The following is a 16,324-nucleotide window of genomic DNA, read 5'->3' as shown; positions in this document are numbered from 1 at the left end:
GCGTAGCGCCTGCCATGGCCCGCTGGAGCACCGAACGCGTTGTTGGCCTGCATGAAGCACGGGTCAACGAGCATCATGTCGCGTCCACGGGCCTGCCTGCCGACAGTCGTTTGCGGCTGCTCAGCTTCAATATCCAGGTCGGTATCAGCACCGAACGTTACCGGCATTACCTGACCCGGGGTTGGCAACATTTGCTGCCCCATACGGGACGCGCCGGCAATCTGCAGAAGATCGGCGACCTGTTGAAGGATTTCGATCTGGTGGCCTTGCAGGAAGCCGACGGCGGAAGCCTGAGGTCCGGCTACGTCAACCAGGTCGAGCACCTTGCCCAGCTGGGCGCCTTTCCCTACTGGTACCAGCAACTCAATCGCAACCTCGGACGTCTCGGCCAGCACAGCAATGGTGTGTTGAGCCGCTTGCGACCGTGGGCGATCGAAGACCATCCGCTGCCGGGCCCCAAGGGCCGCGGCGCGATCCTCGCGCGTTTCGGCGAAGGTCCGGAGGCGCTGATCGTGGTCATGATGCACCTGGCACTCGGGGCGCGTACCCGCACGATGCAATTGGCGTACATTCGCGAGCTGATTGGCGGCTACAAGCATCAGGTGCTGATGGGCGACATGAACACCCATGCCACCGACCTGTTGCAGACCTCCCCCCTGCGCGACCTTGGTCTGCTGGCTCCGCAACTTGAAGCGACATTCCCCAGCTGGCGTCCTCAACGCTGCCTGGACCATATCCTGCTGAGCCCGACCCTGACCCTCGAACGGGTCGAGGTGCTGGCCCAGCCCATTTCCGATCACCTGCCCGTCGCGGTCGAAATACGTTTGCCGGGTTCGCTCACGGCTGATGCATTCCCCGCGCTGAGTCCTGCCCCTCGCGGATCCGATGAATGAGCGACGACGCCGAACGCTGGAGAGAAAAATACCTCAAGAGCATCGAACAACAGGAAAAGCTCGAGCGCCGCTGGGACGCTCGGCTCGACTTGTTGCGTCGTGGCCTGGTGCGCAGCACCCTCGCCGCCGAGGGTACCGATCGGGCCGTGGACCAGTGCATGAAGGAAATGCGCGAAGTGGTGCGTACCGACAACATGGACGCCGCCCTCGCCGCCTTGCTTCCACGCCTGGAGAAAGCCGTACTTGATTCCGAACAGCGTCGCGAGACCCGCGCGGAACAGGTGAGCGCGGCGCTGACGGCCCTGGTCGCCCAGTTGCAGAGCCTGCCGCTGCCGAAGGAAGTCAGCCGGCCCCTGAAGAAGTTCTCCAAGCAACTGGAGGCCCGGGCCGACCAGGCGCGGGAAATCCCGCTGTTGCTCAGTGAGCTGAGCCAATTGCAAGGGCAGGCGATCAGGGCGCTGGACACGCCGGAGGAGCCGAGCCGTCCCGGCCTGCTTCAACGACTGTTTGGCGGCCACGATCACTCGGAAGCGACACCCGCGCCCGCCCTGACGGCTGAAGCCGAAGCGGCCCTGCTGCCCTCCCAACTCCAGGCCATTGATACGGCAGCCGCCGCGCCAGCGCCGCCGCTATCCAAAGCGGAACAAGTCCACGCACCGGACATGACGCCCGAGCCGGTGGTATCCATTGAAACAGTAGATGAGCCTGATCCGGCACCGGCACCGGCACCGGCACCGGCACCGGCACTGGCACCGGCACCGGCACCGGCACCGGCACTGGCACCGGCACCGGCACCGGCACCGGCACTGGCACCGGCACCGGCACCAGTCGTGTCGCCTGCCCAGCCGAGCATCGAGTCGGCGCCGACCCCCGATGAACCCACCGAGCCGGCCCCCGCTGTCCAGAATCCCGACGAACTGACGCCAGCGGAACCGCCCCAGCCCATCCTCGAGGCTACAGCGGTTCCGGAGGAACCGGCCGACCTTCCCGCGGCGGTCGATCCGGACGAGTCTCCCTACGACCTGCCTGATTCCCCGGAGCCGTCCTACAGCTCGGTCGCTCGCCACATCGAAGACACCTTGCTGGGGTTGCTGGGCGACCTGACATTGCCGGAGCGGCATCGTCCTCAAGCCGAGGCCATGCGGGAACGGCTGAAAAACGGCCTGAACTGGTACGAGTTGCTGCCGGTTCTCGACGACCTGGCTGTGCTCATGTTGGCGATCACCGACAGCGGCCAGCACGAATTCGAAGCTTATCTTCAGCGGCTGAACGATCGGCTGGAGTCGTTTCAAAACACCCTGCGGGCGGCCAGCGAAGACCATGCCGATCATTCGTCGGCCTCCAGGGAGATGGACACCCAGATCCGCGAGCAGGTCGATGGCTTGCAAAACAGCGTGCAGCAGGCCGATGACCTGGAGAGCCTCAAGCACGTGCTGGAAAACCACCTTGAAGGTTTGCTCGGCACGATGGATCAGCACCAGAAACAACGGGATTTGCGCGAGCAGGAAGTGTCGGCTCGCCTAAAAAGCCTGGCCGAGCGCGTTGCATTGATGGAGCAGGACGCCCTGATCGTTCGGGAGAACCTGGAAGAGCAGCGGCAAAAGGCATTGGTCGATCCGCTGACGGGCTTGCCCAACCGCGCCGCCTGGAGCGAACGTCTCGAACGGGAAGTCGAGCAATGGCAGCGGCATGGCAACAGCTTGCTGATTGCCATGCTCGATCTGGATCATTTCAAGCGGATCAATGACAACTATGGCCACCTGGCCGGCGACCGCGTGCTGAAGCTCATCGCCTCGGTGCTGCGCAAGCGTATACGCGGTGGCGATTTCATTGCCCGCTTCGGCGGCGAGGAATTCGTCCTGCTGGTCCCCGATACGCCCCTGGCCGCTGGTGCAAAACTGGCCGAGGCGTTGCGCGCGGCCATCGAAGCCTGTCCGTTTCACTTCAAAGGCGAACCGGTCACGGTCACGGTGTCCATGGGCATGACGGCATTCAAACCGGGAGAACATAGCGATCTGGTGCTTAAAAGAGCCGATCAGGCGCTATATCGGGCTAAAAATGCAGGACGTAATCGCGTGGAGCTAGGCTGAGGCTTCAATTGTTCCAAATTATTTAATGTCGCGGTCCAATCGGATCATTGCTGGGCGATACGTTACACTGTTGCATTATTTTTCTGCATACACCCTATCGCCATGAAATTTGCCCCGCTTCTTGCTTCGTTGCTTCTCCTGGCCGGTTGCGCGAGCGGTCCCCGACTCGACACCAGCCATCCCTCGGTCAACCACGACAGTCGAATCCAGTTCGTTGTCGTGCATTACACCTCGGCGTCCCTGGAACGCTCCCTGTCCCTGCTGACCCATGGCGAAGTCAGTGCCCATTACTTGATCGGCGATGACAAGAACGCAACCATCTACAAGCTGGTGGACGAAAGCCGACGTGCCTGGCATGCCGGCGAAAGTGAATGGCAAGGCCGGACCTGGCTCAACTCCAGCTCGATCGGTATCGAAATCGTCAACCCGGGCTATATCGATACGCCCACCGGACGTCTCTGGTATCCCTACAGCGAAGCTCAAGTCCAGTCCCTGATCGTCCTGCTCAAGGACATCACCCGGCGTAACGCGATCAATCCGGTGAACATCATCGGTCACAGCGATATCGCGCCCATGCGCAAACTGGACCCCGGGCCGTTGTTTCCCTGGAAACGCCTGGCCGAGGCCGGCTTGGGGGTTTGGCCAGACGAACGGGCAGTCGCTCGCCAGCAGGCCGCCTATGTGGATCAGCTTCCCAGCGCCAGTTGGTTCCAGGCCGAGCTGGCGCGCCTTGGCTACCCCACGCCGCGCACCGGCGAATGGGACGTCACCACTCATCAGGTCCTGGCCGCGTTCCAGATGCGCTATCGACCGGCCCGGTTCGATGGCGCGCCAGACGCCCAAAGTGCGGCGATCCTGACGGTCCTCAACCAGACAAAATAATGACGCCCGTCCGACTGCGCGGGCCAATTCCAAAACAGAAGCTATAACTCATTGGTAACTTTCGGATTACCAACGATGACGGCTGCCCGAGAAACCCTGCAAAGCTGGCTCCATCGCCCTGTTTTCCTGGCGATGGTCGCGGCTGCCCTGAGTACCGTGCTGTTGCTGGCGGGGAGCCTGTTCGTGGTTATGCAACAGATCCAGCAGCGCGAAAGCGACCAGATGAATGCCCAGGGTGAGCGTTTCCTGCAGCGCCTGGAACAGCTTTTCGGCCAACTGCGCGAAAGCCTCGATGACCTTCAGGCACAACCTCTGAGGGGCTGTGACGACGACATGATCGCGACGCTGCAACAGGTGAGCTTCAATTATCGCTTTGTCTATGAAGCCGCTTACATCGATAGTCACGGCGTATGTTCCAATCGCCCGCGCCAGAGCGGCTTATCGTTGGCCCGCCCACCCGACTTGCGAGGCCCGGCCTACAGTTACTGGCTCAACACCACCACGGAGCCCGACGAAAATCGTGCCGCCCTGATGTTGGGGCGCGGCAATTTCCGGGTCGCTACGTCTCGCGGTCACCTGACCGATGTCGTCGATCTGCCCCCAGGCAGCAGCCTCCTTGTGGTCCTGGACGAGGGCGAGCGGGCCATTCCAGTCCTCGGCACCGAGCAACGCTGGCCGCCGCATGGAGCCGTGGCCGCCAAAAAGCCGGGACGCCTTGCAAGTGACCCAGACCCGGCTGATCTATCGGATGCCGACCGACAACCCGGAATATCAACTGGTGCTGATTGCGCCGCGCAACGGCCTTCGCATTCCCGCCAACGCCTGGTGGATGCTGCCGATCAGCTTGATGCTGGGCCTTGGCATCGGCTTCCAAGTGTTTTTGCTGGCGCGTCAGCGCCAATCCATGGACGCCGAGCTGCACGGGGCCATCCGGCGCGGCGAGCTACAGGTGCTCTATCAGCCGATTTTCGATCTGCGCAGCCGCAACTGTGTCGGCGCCGAAGCGTTGCTGCGTTGGCGACGACCAGACGGTACGCTGACCAGCCCGGACCTGTTCATTCCCATGGCGGAGAACACCGGGCAGATTCGCCAGATTACCGACTTCGTCCTGCAGCGGCTGTTCGACCAGTTGGGCCAGTTGTTACGCGCCAACCCACACCTGTACATCTCGGTGAACCTCGCGGCCTGCGATGTGATGGTCCCGCGCATTGGGGAAGTGATTACCCGCCTGCTGGCGCGGCATCGAGTGTCGGCGCGCCAGATTGCGTTCGAAGTTACCGAGCGTGGGTTGGTTGATGTGCTGGTGGCCCGGGATAACCTGCAATCGCTGCGCGACCTGGGGCATCAGGTCCTGATCGACGATTTTGGCACCGGTTATTGCAGCCTGGCTTACCTGCAGACGCTGCCGGTGGATTGCCTGAAGATCGACAAGGCCTTCATCGACGCCTTGGGCCATGATGCAGCCAGCAGTGGCGTGGCGCCGCACATTATCCGCATGGCTCATGCGTTACAGCTAAAGGTGATTGCCGAAGGCATCGAACATGAGGCCCAGGCGTCATACCTGAGCAGCGAAGGCGTTAAGTTCGGTCAGGGTTGGCTGTTCGCCCACGCGCTCAGTGCGGTGCAGCTCATAGAGTTGATCACCCGCGGTCGGCGCTTGCTCGGACGACGCCTGGACGACGAAGCTTGAGGCGGTTTCAGACCGTCAGGGCCATATAAAACTGGGTGCCCTGCCCTGGCCTGGAATACACGCCCATGCGTCCACCATGCAGCTGGACGATCTCCTTGCACAGCGCCAGGCCGAGCCCCGCGCCGCCCTTTTTGCGTCCGACCTGGACGAAGGGTTCGAAGATCCGGCCCTGCTGGCCGTAGGCGATACCCTCGCCGTTGTCTTCAACGCTGATAATCACCCGTTCGCCGTGGCGTCGGGCCTGCAAACGGATCTGGCCGTCATCGTTGGTATGACGCATCGCATTGTCGATCAAGTTGTCCAGGACCCGGTCCAACTGCGCGGCGTCGGCATGCAGGCGCGGCAACGGTCCCTGGATCTCCACCAACAGCTCGACGCCCTTCGCTTCGGCCTGCTCGGCAAACCGCAGCCGGGCCGCGTCCAGCATTTGCTCGATGGAGCAAGGCGCCAGGGTGAGTTTCTGCAAGCCGTTCTGATAGCGGGAAAAGTTGAGCAGGTCGTTGATGAGCTGCATCAGCCGCTGCATTTCTTCATTGACCGTATTGAGCAGGTCCGCCTCGCGAGAGTCCTCGGGGAAATGCACGCGCTCCTGCAGCAGCCCGAATGCCATGTGCATGCCGGTCACGGGGGTGCGCAGCTCATGAGACGCCCGCAATACGAATTCGCTGCGTACCCGCTCGAAGGCGCGCTGTTCGGTGACGTCGTGCAATACCATCACAGCCCCGAGAATCTGGCCCTGGGTATGGATGACCGGCGTCAGGCTGTAAGTCAGCACGCGGGATTCGCCATCCACCTCGATGCTCAGGTCGTCTGGCGCACGCTCTTGTGAACCACCGCGCAGGACCACTTGCAGCTCGTCATCCAGCTCGATACGTCCAAGCGCCTCGCCCAATCCTTGGCCCAGGCGTTCCTGGTCCCAGCCGAGTTGCCGTTGGGCCACCGGATTGAGGTGCTCCAGCCGGCCCTGGCGGTCGATCATCAGCAGGCCGTCATCAATGCTGTCGAGCACCGCTTGCAGGCGTTGCTGGCCGGCGAGCAGTTCATCGACATTGGTGGCCTGATGTTCGCGCAACGCCTGGGCCATGATGCCGAAACGCCGCGTCAGCAGGTTCAGTTCCGCCGCTGAGGAGATGGGCAGCGTCACCTCGAACTTGCCCTGCCCGATATCGTCCGCCGCGGCCGCCAGGGCCTCGATCGGCGCGCCGAAACGCCTGGCTATGCCGTGCGCGGTCACGAACCCGATGATCAGTACCGCCAGGCTCACCAGGCCCAGCAAGCTGGAAATCAGGAGAGCCCGTTCACGGGCGCGGTCCTGTGTATCGCTGATTTTGTTCAGTGCGTGTCGATAGCCATCGATCAAGCCGCCGCGCAGCACGTTGAACTTCTCTGTGAGGTCCTGATTGCTGCTCAGTGGCGTCGATTGTTGGAGAGACGCGTCGAAAGCCTGGATAAAACTGATGTAATCGGCTTTGGCGTGGCTGAAGCGGGCGGCTGAATCGTCCTGTTCTCGCTCATGGGCAATGCCCTCATCCAACAACTCGAAATATTGGCGCTTGGATTCTTCTAGCGCCGCCAGATCGGGTTTTTCATCGAGCATGATCATCAACTGATCGCCCAGCGTCTGGCGCAACTTGAGACCCAGGTCGAGCAGGATAAAGTTGTCGCGCACGGACTTTTCCTGGGTATTGGCCATCTGCATGACGCTGACAAGGCCCAGCAAAAGCCCCAGCAGCGCCACGGTAATCAGTGCCGAGATACTGAGGAACAGCCGTGTGCGCAGCTTCATCGCCAGTTTCATAAGGTGGCGCTCACAGGTTGTATTGCTTGCGTTTGCGGTACAGCGTAGACGCATCGATGCCCAGGGTCTTTGCCGCTTGGTCGAGGGTATCGGCGGTGGCCAACACCGCGCCTATGTGGGCCTTCTCCAGTTCGTCGAGACTCAGCGCGGCGCCGATTCGCGGGGCGTTGTTGACCGGTTGCTCGGCCATGCCCAAGTGGCTGATTTCGACTTTTTCCTGCGGACAAATGATGCTGGCCCGCTCGACCACGTTGCGCAGTTCGCGAATGTTGCCCGGCCAGCGATAACCCAGCAGTGCCTCGCGCGCTTCGTCGCTGAAGCCCCGGGCTGGGCGGGCGTATTCCTTGACGAAGCGCGCCAGGAAGCGATCAGCGAGGGTCAGGATGTCCTCGGCCCGCTCGCGCAATGGCGGCAGGTGCAAGGTAATGACGTTCAGGCGATACAGCAGGTCTTCGCGGAAACGTCCATCGCGCACCATGTCTTCGAGATTGAGATTGGTCGCTGCGAGGATCCGTACGTCGGCGCGACGGGTGACTGGGTCGCCTACCCGCTCGTATTCCTTGTCTTGAATAAAACGCAGCAACTTAGGTTGTAACGCGAGGGGAAAATCGCCGATTTCGTCAAGAAACAACGTCCCGCCATCGGCTTGGTTGACCCGCCCCAGTGTGCTCTCGCTGGCCCCGGTGAATGCGCCACGGCTGTGGCCGAACAACTCGCTCTCCATCAACTCGGTGGTCAACGACGGGCAGTTGATGGTGACGCAGGATTTCTTCGCGCGCTTGCTCCAGCCATGGATGGCCCGCGCCAGCTCACCCTTACCGGTGCCGGATTCCCCCAGGATAAGAATGTTGGCATCGGTGCTGGCGACCTGGCGGGCAGTTTCAAGCACGACTTTCATGGCCGGACTGTGGGAGTCGAGGCCGTCCTTCGGCTTGCGGATCTCGCCTTCCAGAGCCTCGAGCCTGGCGGATAACTGACGTACCTCCAATTGCTTGGCCGTCGCCAGGCGCAGTTGATCCGGGCTGCAAGGCTTGACCAGATAGTCGGCGGCCCCGGCCTGGATCGCATCGACAGCGGTGTCCACGGCGGAATGGGCGGTGACGATCACGACCCGCATCCACGGCGCCTGGATCCGCATCTGCGCCAGTACATCGAGACCATTGTCCTCGCCCAGTCGCAGGTCGAGAAAGCACAGGTCGAACACCTGGCGTTGCAGCAGCGCTTCGGCCTGGGCGGCGCTGTTGGCGGTGGCGACGGAATAGCCTTCGTCTTCAAGGCAATAACGGAAGGTACGCAGGATGGCGGACTCATCGTCCACCAGCAGAATGCGGCCTTGATGCTCAGTGGCGGATTCCATTTTTCCTACGCTCCTTAATGAATGATGATGATTAGTGTCAGAAAAATCGGGCAAGTTGCATGGCTCATTCTGGTCGAATATTACTCACCGAACAGGCTTCTGTGGACCTCTGGCGTCTAAAAGCCTGATTTTCATCTTTTTTTTCGCCCCGCCTGCAGCCTTCGGTTCGGTTCGCTCATTCCGACATCCGTTTCCCACCCTCAATTCAAAAAAAGAATCTTGCGCTTCGCTTTCTCCGATTCGTGCATTACGCACGACTCCGCTCGGGCCCATCGTGCAGGATGCGCCCCGCATGCTTTGGCTTTACATGGTAACTATTTGATTTTGAAGGATTTTTGGCTGGTTATAATTCTGGCATGCGGACTGCAATATCCAGATCAACATGGCGTTAAAGCGCCTCAACCAGATCACCGCAAGGGTGGGGAGGAATTCCAGGATGAATCGTCAACGTGCCGCCCAATTTCGCATCACTGCCCTGTCCATCCAACAAGGGCTGTGGGCTGTCGTCGCACTGCTGATCACGCTTGTGGCGGGCCAGCAACTGATGTTGTGGCATGAAAGCCAACAGCCGGAAGCGCCGCTGGTGTCGATTCAACGAGCTCCCCAAACGCATTTCAGTGCGGTCAGCAGCGTCGCCGAGGCGTCCGCCTCGATGCGAATGATGGAGGTCGACCAAACGCAGCCCCTTACCGACATGCCTCGTGAGGAGCGCTGGGTGTTCTAAACCCGATGGACCGGTCGTCCGTCGAGCCGGAACCAACACCGCTACACCCCAACTAAGTAGAAAAGCGTAAGGAGAATCATCATGTTGAGCTGGGCAATTACCTTCCTGATCATTGCCATCATCGCCGCGGTATTGGGCTTCGGTGGTATCGCAGGCACCGCCACGGGCATCGCCAAGATTCTCTTTGTCGTGTTCCTGGTGATGTTCATCGCTTCGTTCTTTTTTGGTCGTCGCGGCCGAGGCTGACCATGAACGCGTCATTAAAAGGACTGGCCGCCGCCCTGCTGTTGGGCGGCAGTGCCATGGCATTGGCTGCCAATGACGGACAGATGCGGGTCAATCAACTGCTTGAGGCCGACCCGCAGTACCGCCAGACCTGGCAGCAAGTGGTCAAAAAGGAAGAGCGTCTGCCCGAATGGGTGATGAACCTGACGGGCGATGCCGAACAGATGAATGCCGTCGAAGAGGATGGCGACAAGTATCTGGTAGGACCGCTGTGCGAAACCCAGGCAACTTGCCGGAGCAAACGCCTGTTCGTGGCGTTCAGTTTCGACAAAGACGAGGCCTATGCCTTGTTGGTCGAAGTGCCCGCGGGGCTGCCGGCAGACAAGTCGCCAACCCGTCATGCGGACTATCGCTTCCTCGGTAATCCCGACGAAGGTATGCAAGAACTGTTAATGGAACAGCTGAAAAAAGATCCGAATTGGTACTGAGACTTGAGAACGGGAAAGGCAGCCCTGCTTTTCTCTCTGCGAGGCCCGAGGAGGGCCGAAGCATGACCAGGGGGCTGGGACGCTCTGACCAAAAAGGGTCGGAGTGACCTACGGGCACAAGGGGTGCCTGCGAAAGGGCCGGGTCAGGTAAAAGCTGCGACGCAAGTTCGCGAAGTCTCGATGGCTTGGCGAACTTGCGGAGAGCTTGAAGTGGCTGATGCTCATGCTAGAGCGGGCCGGTAGTTGTTACGGCAGAACCCGCCAGACGCTGCGGCATATTGTCCTGATGGACGAATGTTACTGTTCCAACGCTGACCGTATATCGGAGAATGCGCCCGCCATTTCTCTTCCCGAGTGGACTCCAACGCTCGATCCCTTCATCGACGCCCCAGCAATCAAAGCAACGCCCGGCTACGCTGAAATGGCCGGCTGACGGCGTTTATGCCTGCTGAAGTGGCGCTTTCGAACCGATTGGGACGCACGTTTCACTTGGGAAATCTCATGCCGATTCGGCATGGGGTAGGCGGTTACGGCATTAGACGATCCCCCCTCGCGTGGCAATAGTTGCGCCTTTTTTCGCCTGCCCAGTGAGCCGTCGTGGGCGCTCGGGTGACGTTATACGGGGGCAGCAGCACGACTTCGCATCGCCATTTTGGCCGTCCGTTGACGCTGCTGCCCGAGTCCAACTGAAGTAAGGGTAATGATATGAAGAAGGCAAGACTAAGCCTCGCCTGGCAGATCCTCATCGGTCTGGTGCTCGGGATTGCAATCGGTGCGCTGCTCAACCACTTCAGCGCCGAGAAGGCCTGGTGGATCAGCAACGTGCTGCAACCGGCTGGCGATATCTTTATCCGTCTGATCAAGATGATCGTGATCCCTATCGTGATCTCTTCGCTGATCGTCGGCATCGCCGGGGTCGGCGACGCCAAGAAACTCGGGCGGATCGGCTTCAAGACCATCATCTACTTTGAAATCGTCACGACCATCGCCATCGTCGTCGGCCTGTTGCTCGCGAACTTCTTCCAGCCGGGCAATGGCATCGACATGAGTACGCTGGGTACGGTGGATATTTCCAAGTACCAGGCCACGGCCGCCGAGGTCCAGCATGAGCATGCGTTCGTGCAGACGATCCTCAACCTGATCCCGTCGAACATCTTCGCCGCCGTCGCTCGCGGCGAGATGTTGCCGATCATTTTCTTCTCCGTCCTGTTCGGTCTCGGCTTGTCCAGCCTGCAATCGGACCTGCGTGATCCGCTGGTCAAGATGTTCCAGGGCGTGTCGGAGAGCATGTTCAAGGTCACCCACATGATCATGAGCTACGCGCCGATCGGTGTGTTCGCCCTGATCGCGGTGACCGTCGCCAACTTCGGTTTCGCTTCCCTGCTGCCGCTGGCGAAACTGGTCATCCTGGTTTACTTCGCCATCGCCTTCTTCGCCTTTGTGGTGCTGGGCCTGATCGCTCGCCTGTTCGGCTTCTCGGTGATCAAGCTGATGCGCATCTTCAAGGACGAGCTGGTGCTGGCCTACTCCACCGCCAGTTCCGAAACCGTGTTGCCACGGGTGATCGAGAAGATGGAAGCCTACGGTGCGCCGAAAGCCATTTGCAGCTTCGTGGTGCCCACCGGTTATTCGTTCAACCTCGACGGTTCGACCCTGTACCAGAGCATCGCGGCGATCTTCATTGCCCAGCTGTATGGCATCGACCTGTCCATCGGTCAGCAATTGATGCTGGTATTGACCTTGATGGTCACGTCCAAGGGTATCGCCGGCGTGCCGGGCGTATCGTTCGTGGTGCTGCTGGCCACGTTGGGCAGCGTTGGCATTCCGCTGGAAGGCCTGGCGTTCATTGCCGGCGTCGATCGCATCATGGACATGGCCCGTACAGCGCTGAACGTGATCGGCAACGCCCTGGCCGTGCTGGTCATTTCCCGCTGGGAAGGCATGTACGACGATGCCAAGGGCCAGCGCTACTGGAACTCCCTGCCGCACTGGCGCAGCAAGGAGCCGCTGCCGACGGGAGAAACTTCCAGCCGTTGAGACCGCCTTCGCGAGCACTTGTGCATGATGCCAACCAAACCCCGGAGAAATCCGGGGTTTGTCGTTTCTGCCAGCCCCGCTATCATTCGCGGCATCTTCCGGGGGATTAACCGATGCTCAATGGCCTGTGGCTTGGCTTCTTTATCGTGGCAGCCGTGTCGGCGCTGGCGCAGTGGTTGATCGGCGGCAACGCCGGGATCTTCGCCGCCATGGTGGAAAGCATCTTTGCCATGGCCAAGCTGTCGGTCGAAGTCATGGTCCTGCTGTTCGGTACCTTGACCCTGTGGCTGGGATTCCTGCGCATCGCTGAAAAAGCCGGCATCGTCGACTGGCTGGCCAAGGCCCTCGGCCCGCTGTTCCTGCGCTTGATGCCGGAAGTGCCTGCCGGCCACCCGGCGATCGGCCTGATCACCCTGAACTTCGCGGCCAACGGCCTTGGGCTGGACAACGCCGCCACGCCCATCGGCCTCAAGGCCATGCGCGCCCTGCAAGACCTCAATCCCAGTCCGACCATCGCCAGCAACGCGCAGATCCTGTTCCTGGTGCTGAACGCGTCGTCGTTGACCCTGCTGCCGGTCACGATCTTCATGTATCGCGCCCAGCAAGGCGCGCCGGACCCGACCCTGGTGTTCCTGCCGATCCTGCTCGCCACCAGCGCTTCGACCTTGATGGGGCTGCTGTCCGTGGCGTTCGTGCAACGTCTGCGCCTGTGGGATCCGGTGGTGCTGGCCTATCTGATTCCGGGTGCGCTGGCGCTGGGCGGCTTCATGGCGCTGTTGGCGACGCTCTCGGCCACTGCGCTGGCGGGGCTGTCGTCGATCCTGGGCAACCTGACGCTGTTCGGCTTGATCATCCTCTTCCTGGTGGTGGGCACGCTGCGCAAGGTCAAGGTGTACGAAACGTTCGTCGAAGGCGCGAAGGAAGGCTTCGACGTTGCCAAGAGCCTGTTGCCCTACCTGGTGGCGATGCTTTGTGCGGTGGGGGTGTTGCGGGCCTCGGGAGCGCTGGATTTCGGCCTCGACGGGATTCGCCACCTGGTGCAATGGGCTGGCCTGGACACGCGTTTTGTCGACGCGCTGCCGACGGCCATGGTCAAGCCGTTCTCCGGCAGCGCCGCCCGGGCGATGCTGATCGAAACCATGAAGACGTCCGGGGTGGACAGCTTCCCGTCCCTGGTGGCCGCGACCATCCAGGGCAGCACCGAAACCACCTTCTACGTACTGGCGGTCTATTTTGGCGCCGTGGGGATCCAGCGCGCGCGCCATGCGGTGGGTTGCGCGCTGCTGGCTGAATTGGCCGGGGTGGTGGCGGCTATCGGGGTTTGCTACTGGTTCTTTGGCTGACCGGCGGAGTGAGTTGCTCACGATAACGATGATCGGTTGACACATCTGTTGGATGTGCCCTCGTCATCGCGAGCAAGCTCGGCTCCCACAGGTCACCGCGAATCCCTGTGGGAGCGAGCTTGCTCGCGATAAGGTCCGGAGGACCTTCAGTCCGTCACCTCGAAACGCAGCACGCCGATCATCTGGCCGTTTTCCGTCAGCACACGCACCTGCCACTTGCCCGTCGGGTTGTCCGGGAAATTCTGCTTGTGGGTCCACGCCCGATAGCCTTCCTTGCGCCCACCATGGATGTCCAAGGCGATGCGGTCCACTTCTTTGCCGTTGAATTTCCAGACATGGTAAATGCGCTCGTCGAGCCCTCGCGGGGCATTGATGGCGGTGTAGGCATACAGGCCATTGCTGCGGATCTGCGCCGCGCTGACTTGCTTGAGGCTCGCGCCCGGTGTGCGATCTTCCACTTGGGTGCTGATCGCCACTTCGGTCATCCATAGCGTCGCCGGTGGCACCCAGGAGCGCAGCACCCAGCCGGCGGCGCCAATCCCCAAGGTAATGCACAGGATGGCCAACGCGTTGCGCACGGTACGGATCGGAAAGATCGAGGCCAGGCTCGGGAACGACAACAGCATGGCGATGCCCAGCGCCAGCTTGAAGCTCTGGTCGGTGGTCAGGTGCACGATCACCGGCAGCGCGGTGAGCAGGGCGGCAAACAGCGTCAGCGTGTGCAACGCCAGGAACGCCCAACGCCTAGGGGCCAGCCATTTGTAATACAGCGGGTCGGTGATCGAGATCAGCGCCGCGATCGTCAGCAGGCCGGTAAAGATCAGCTGACTGCTGTTCCAAGTGGTCGTGATGAAGAAAAACGGCAGGACGAAAAACAGGCTTTCCTGGTGGATCATCTGCGTGGCGTAGCGCAACAGCGGCTGGGGTATTTCTCGTTTGAAGACCTTGGTGAACAACCGCGTCAGGGTGTTTTCCAGCATCAGCCAGAGCCAGCTCACCAACATGATGATGGTGATCCAGGTCGCCAGGCTCTGCTGGCGGTCCACCAGCATGAAACTGCCGACCCCGGAAACAAAACCGCCGAGCGCGATGCCCCCTGGATAGCGCTTCATCAGTTCGAGGATGCGCTGGATTAGATGAGTCAGGTTCGGCATTCGGCGGTTTCACAGTAAGTCGTAGGAAATATCCCTGACAGAGTATCGCCAGGGCATCGATGTGACGAGCACTCTTGTGGTGAGTGAGATTTATCTGTGGCGAGGGGATTTATCCCCGGTGGGTTGCGAAGCAACCCTACAAACCCTTGAGTAAAACCGAGCCGTCCTTGATTGCGACTGCTTCGCAGTCGAACGGGGATAAATCCCCTCGCCACAAAATTATTCCTCGTGCGGTCGAGCCATGCGTCGTACCTGCCACATCACCACGCCGAGTAACACCAACCCCAGCAACCCACCCAGTCCCCAGACAAGCTGGTCATCACTGAGCAATGGCCTCTCGATGCGCAAATATCCCGGGTCCTTGAGCAGTTCGCGCAGGGCCTGGTTGGCCTGTTCCAGGCTGACGTCCTGCAGGCGCGCGGCGGGATTGGCGAAGCGGCCGTCTTCGTAGTCCCCGAGGGCGCTCCAGTAGTAATCCGCCAGGGCGCTGTTGCCTTGGACGGCCCAGGACTGGTGGGCAATGGCGGCGCGTTTTATCCGCACGAAGCTCTCGGGATTCAGGCCGTCCTTGAGCAATGTGCTGCGCAGCTGTTCCAACGACTGTTCGGCCTGCGGCAGGTCCTCGCGGGCCAGGTCGGCGTTCAGGCTCATGAAACCCACGCCGCCGAGCACTTCCCGCTCCGTCCAAGGGCCGTAGGACAGGCCGTCGGCCAAGCGCAATTGGCGATAGAGTGCCCAATCCAGGTATTCCTTGAGCAAGTCGAAGGTTTCGTCGTGTTGCTCTTCCAACACCGGTTCCGGGAATAGCCAATGGAGCTTGGCGCCATTGCCGACCAGGCCTTGGATGAGGTTGCGCTTGGTGACCGCGCTGTAGCGGATCTGGGGCAGCGGTTCGTGGACACTGGGTTCGACCGGCTCGAGCTCGCCGAAGGTGCGCTCCAGATACGCCGGCAGCAATCGATCGAGGTCGCCGACCACGATCAAGGTCATATTGTTCGGCGCATACCAGGCCTTGCGCACCTGCTCGATTCGGGCGAGGGACAGATGTTCGACCTCGGCCCGTTCCTCGCAACGCAAGCCCAGCTCCACCGCCAGTTGATTGCTAGCCTTGTGACCCAGGTCTTGATGGTCCAGCCAGCGTTGCAGGTGGGTGTAATGCCCGCCGTCCTCGCGTTCCACCACCCGCTTGGCCGCCACCAGGGCCTTTTCATCGATGCGGGTTCGGGTCAACAGCGCCAGCAAAAGGTCGAGGACCTTGCGTTGATTGCTCGCCGGCGCCTCGATGACAAACGTCGTATCGGCGTTGCTGGTAAAAGCGTTCCACTCGCCGCCAAGCGCCTGCATGCGTTCTTCCAGGCCGCCTTCGCCGCTGTCGTCGACGCCGCTGAACAGCAGATGTTCGAGCAGGTGCGGCAGCTCCTTGTCGGCACAATTGAAATCATCCAGGCCCACGCCCACCACCAGCCGAATCGCCACATGCCCGCGTTCCGTGCCGGGCTTGAGTATGAGCTGCATGCCGTTGGGCAACGCGTAGCCTTCAACCTGGAATCGATCCGCGGCGAACGCAGGCAAGGAACCGAACAAAAGCAAGGCGAGCAACAGACAGCGCATAGCGGGGCTTCCTGGCGGCTTATGAAGATCCA

General features: G+C 61.1%; 12 protein-coding genes and 1 pseudogene. 9 read left to right on the top strand and 4 right to left on the bottom strand.

The window, feature by feature from the left end; translation table 11 throughout:
- The first annotated feature begins 14 nt into the window (after nt 1–14).
- From AB4N42_RS02890 to AB4N42_RS02875, 4 genes and pseudogenes are all read left to right on the top strand, one after another.
- Entirely contained in the window at nt 15–893 is an 879-nt protein-coding gene (locus AB4N42_RS02890) for an endonuclease/exonuclease/phosphatase family protein (protein ID WP_181289039.1), read from the top strand.
- Nucleotides 890–2,983 (top strand): GGDEF domain-containing protein, encoded by a 2,094-nt coding sequence (locus AB4N42_RS02885; RefSeq protein WP_460115853.1) that lies wholly within the window; start codon nt 890–892, stop codon nt 2,981–2,983. Before AB4N42_RS02890 ends, AB4N42_RS02885 begins: the two co-directional genes overlap by 4 nt.
- Nucleotides 2,984–3,085: 102 nt before the next feature.
- Nucleotides 3,086–3,865: an N-acetylmuramoyl-L-alanine amidase gene (locus AB4N42_RS02880; RefSeq protein ID WP_030138986.1), complete on the top strand. Its 780-nt coding sequence runs from the start codon at nt 3,086–3,088 to the stop codon at nt 3,863–3,865.
- A gap of 75 nt (nt 3,866–3,940) precedes the next feature.
- Nucleotides 3,941–5,555: pseudogene (locus tag AB4N42_RS02875) on the top strand (EAL domain-containing protein).
- A gap of 7 nt (nt 5,556–5,562) precedes the next feature.
- Here AB4N42_RS02875 and AB4N42_RS02870 read toward each other — a convergent pair.
- Nucleotides 5,563–7,353, bottom strand: a complete 1,791-nt coding sequence (locus AB4N42_RS02870) for a KinB sensor domain-containing domain (protein ID WP_460115852.1) — start codon at nt 7,351–7,353, stop codon at nt 5,563–5,565.
- Between the two features lie 10 nt (nt 7,354–7,363).
- The gene (gene algB / locus AB4N42_RS02865) at nt 7,364–8,710 is read right to left on the bottom strand and encodes a sigma-54-dependent response regulator transcription factor AlgB (RefSeq protein ID WP_030138983.1); all 1,347 of its coding nucleotides are present in this window, start codon (nt 8,708–8,710) and stop codon (nt 7,364–7,366) included.
- Between the two features lie 436 nt (nt 8,711–9,146).
- Here algB and AB4N42_RS02860 point away from each other — a divergent pair, with 436 nt between their 5' ends.
- The 5 genes from AB4N42_RS02860 to AB4N42_RS02840 all read left to right on the top strand — a co-directional run bounded on the left by AB4N42_RS02860 (nt 9,147) and on the right by AB4N42_RS02840 (nt 13,527).
- Complete coding sequence (locus AB4N42_RS02860) at nt 9,147–9,434, top strand: hypothetical protein (protein WP_217860753.1); 288 nt, start codon at nt 9,147–9,149, stop codon at nt 9,432–9,434.
- Nucleotides 9,435–9,515: 81 nt separating this feature from the next.
- Nucleotides 9,516–9,680 (top strand): DUF1328 domain-containing protein, encoded by a 165-nt coding sequence (locus AB4N42_RS02855; protein ID WP_003177151.1) that lies wholly within the window; start codon nt 9,516–9,518, stop codon nt 9,678–9,680.
- A 2-nt stretch (nt 9,681–9,682) separates the two neighbouring features.
- Nucleotides 9,683–10,147, top strand: a complete 465-nt coding sequence (locus tag AB4N42_RS02850) for an inhibitor of vertebrate lysozyme family protein (RefSeq protein ID WP_198796119.1) — start codon at nt 9,683–9,685, stop codon at nt 10,145–10,147.
- 705 nt (nt 10,148–10,852) lie between these two features.
- A complete protein-coding gene (gene gltP, locus AB4N42_RS02845; protein WP_460115851.1) occupies nt 10,853–12,184 on the top strand; it encodes a glutamate/aspartate:proton symporter GltP in 1,332 nt (443 codons plus the stop codon).
- Between the two features lie 113 nt (nt 12,185–12,297).
- Nucleotides 12,298–13,527, top strand: a complete 1,230-nt coding sequence (locus tag AB4N42_RS02840; protein WP_030138978.1) for a nucleoside recognition domain-containing protein — start codon at nt 12,298–12,300, stop codon at nt 13,525–13,527.
- Between the two features lie 146 nt (nt 13,528–13,673).
- On the opposite strand, the gene AB4N42_RS02835 is transcribed toward AB4N42_RS02840, so the two are convergent.
- Complete coding sequence (locus AB4N42_RS02835) at nt 13,674–14,681, bottom strand: DUF5924 family protein (protein WP_460115850.1); 1,008 nt, start codon at nt 14,679–14,681, stop codon at nt 13,674–13,676.
- A gap of 219 nt (nt 14,682–14,900) precedes the next feature.
- Nucleotides 14,901–16,292: a M16 family metallopeptidase gene (locus AB4N42_RS02830; RefSeq protein ID WP_030138976.1), complete on the bottom strand. Its 1,392-nt coding sequence runs from the start codon at nt 16,290–16,292 to the stop codon at nt 14,901–14,903.
- Between the last annotated feature and the right edge of the window lie 32 nt (nt 16,293–16,324).

The sequence above is a fragment of the Pseudomonas sp. H2_D02 genome, assembly GCF_054677635.1.
This window is presented reverse-complemented; position numbering and strand designations above follow the sequence as displayed.

Excerpts from the sequence above, each read along its gene's own strand:
- AB4N42_RS02890 (WP_181289039.1), top strand. The coding sequence starts at position 15 with ATGGCCCGCTGGAGCACCGAACGCGTTGTTGGCCTGCATGAAGCACGG.
- AB4N42_RS02880 (WP_030138986.1), top strand. The coding sequence starts at position 3,086 with ATGAAATTTGCCCCGCTTCTTGCTTCGTTGCTTCTCCTGGCCGGTTGC.
- algB (WP_030138983.1), bottom strand. The coding sequence starts at position 8,710 with ATGGAATCCGCCACTGAGCATCAAGGCCGCATTCTGCTGGTGGACGAT.
- gltP (WP_460115851.1), top strand. The coding sequence starts at position 10,853 with ATGAAGAAGGCAAGACTAAGCCTCGCCTGGCAGATCCTCATCGGTCTG.
- AB4N42_RS02835 (WP_460115850.1), bottom strand. The coding sequence starts at position 14,681 with ATGCCGAACCTGACTCATCTAATCCAGCGCATCCTCGAACTGATGAAG.
- AB4N42_RS02850 (WP_198796119.1), top strand. The coding sequence starts at position 9,683 with ATGAACGCGTCATTAAAAGGACTGGCCGCCGCCCTGCTGTTGGGCGGC.
- AB4N42_RS02870 (WP_460115852.1), bottom strand. The coding sequence starts at position 7,353 with ATGAAACTGGCGATGAAGCTGCGCACACGGCTGTTCCTCAGTATCTCG.
- AB4N42_RS02830 (WP_030138976.1), bottom strand. The coding sequence starts at position 16,292 with ATGCGCTGTCTGTTGCTCGCCTTGCTTTTGTTCGGTTCCTTGCCTGCG.
- AB4N42_RS02840 (WP_030138978.1), top strand. The coding sequence starts at position 12,298 with ATGCTCAATGGCCTGTGGCTTGGCTTCTTTATCGTGGCAGCCGTGTCG.
- AB4N42_RS02860 (WP_217860753.1), top strand. The coding sequence starts at position 9,147 with ATGAATCGTCAACGTGCCGCCCAATTTCGCATCACTGCCCTGTCCATC.
- AB4N42_RS02855 (WP_003177151.1), top strand. The coding sequence starts at position 9,516 with ATGTTGAGCTGGGCAATTACCTTCCTGATCATTGCCATCATCGCCGCG.
- AB4N42_RS02885 (WP_460115853.1), top strand. The coding sequence starts at position 890 with ATGAGCGACGACGCCGAACGCTGGAGAGAAAAATACCTCAAGAGCATC.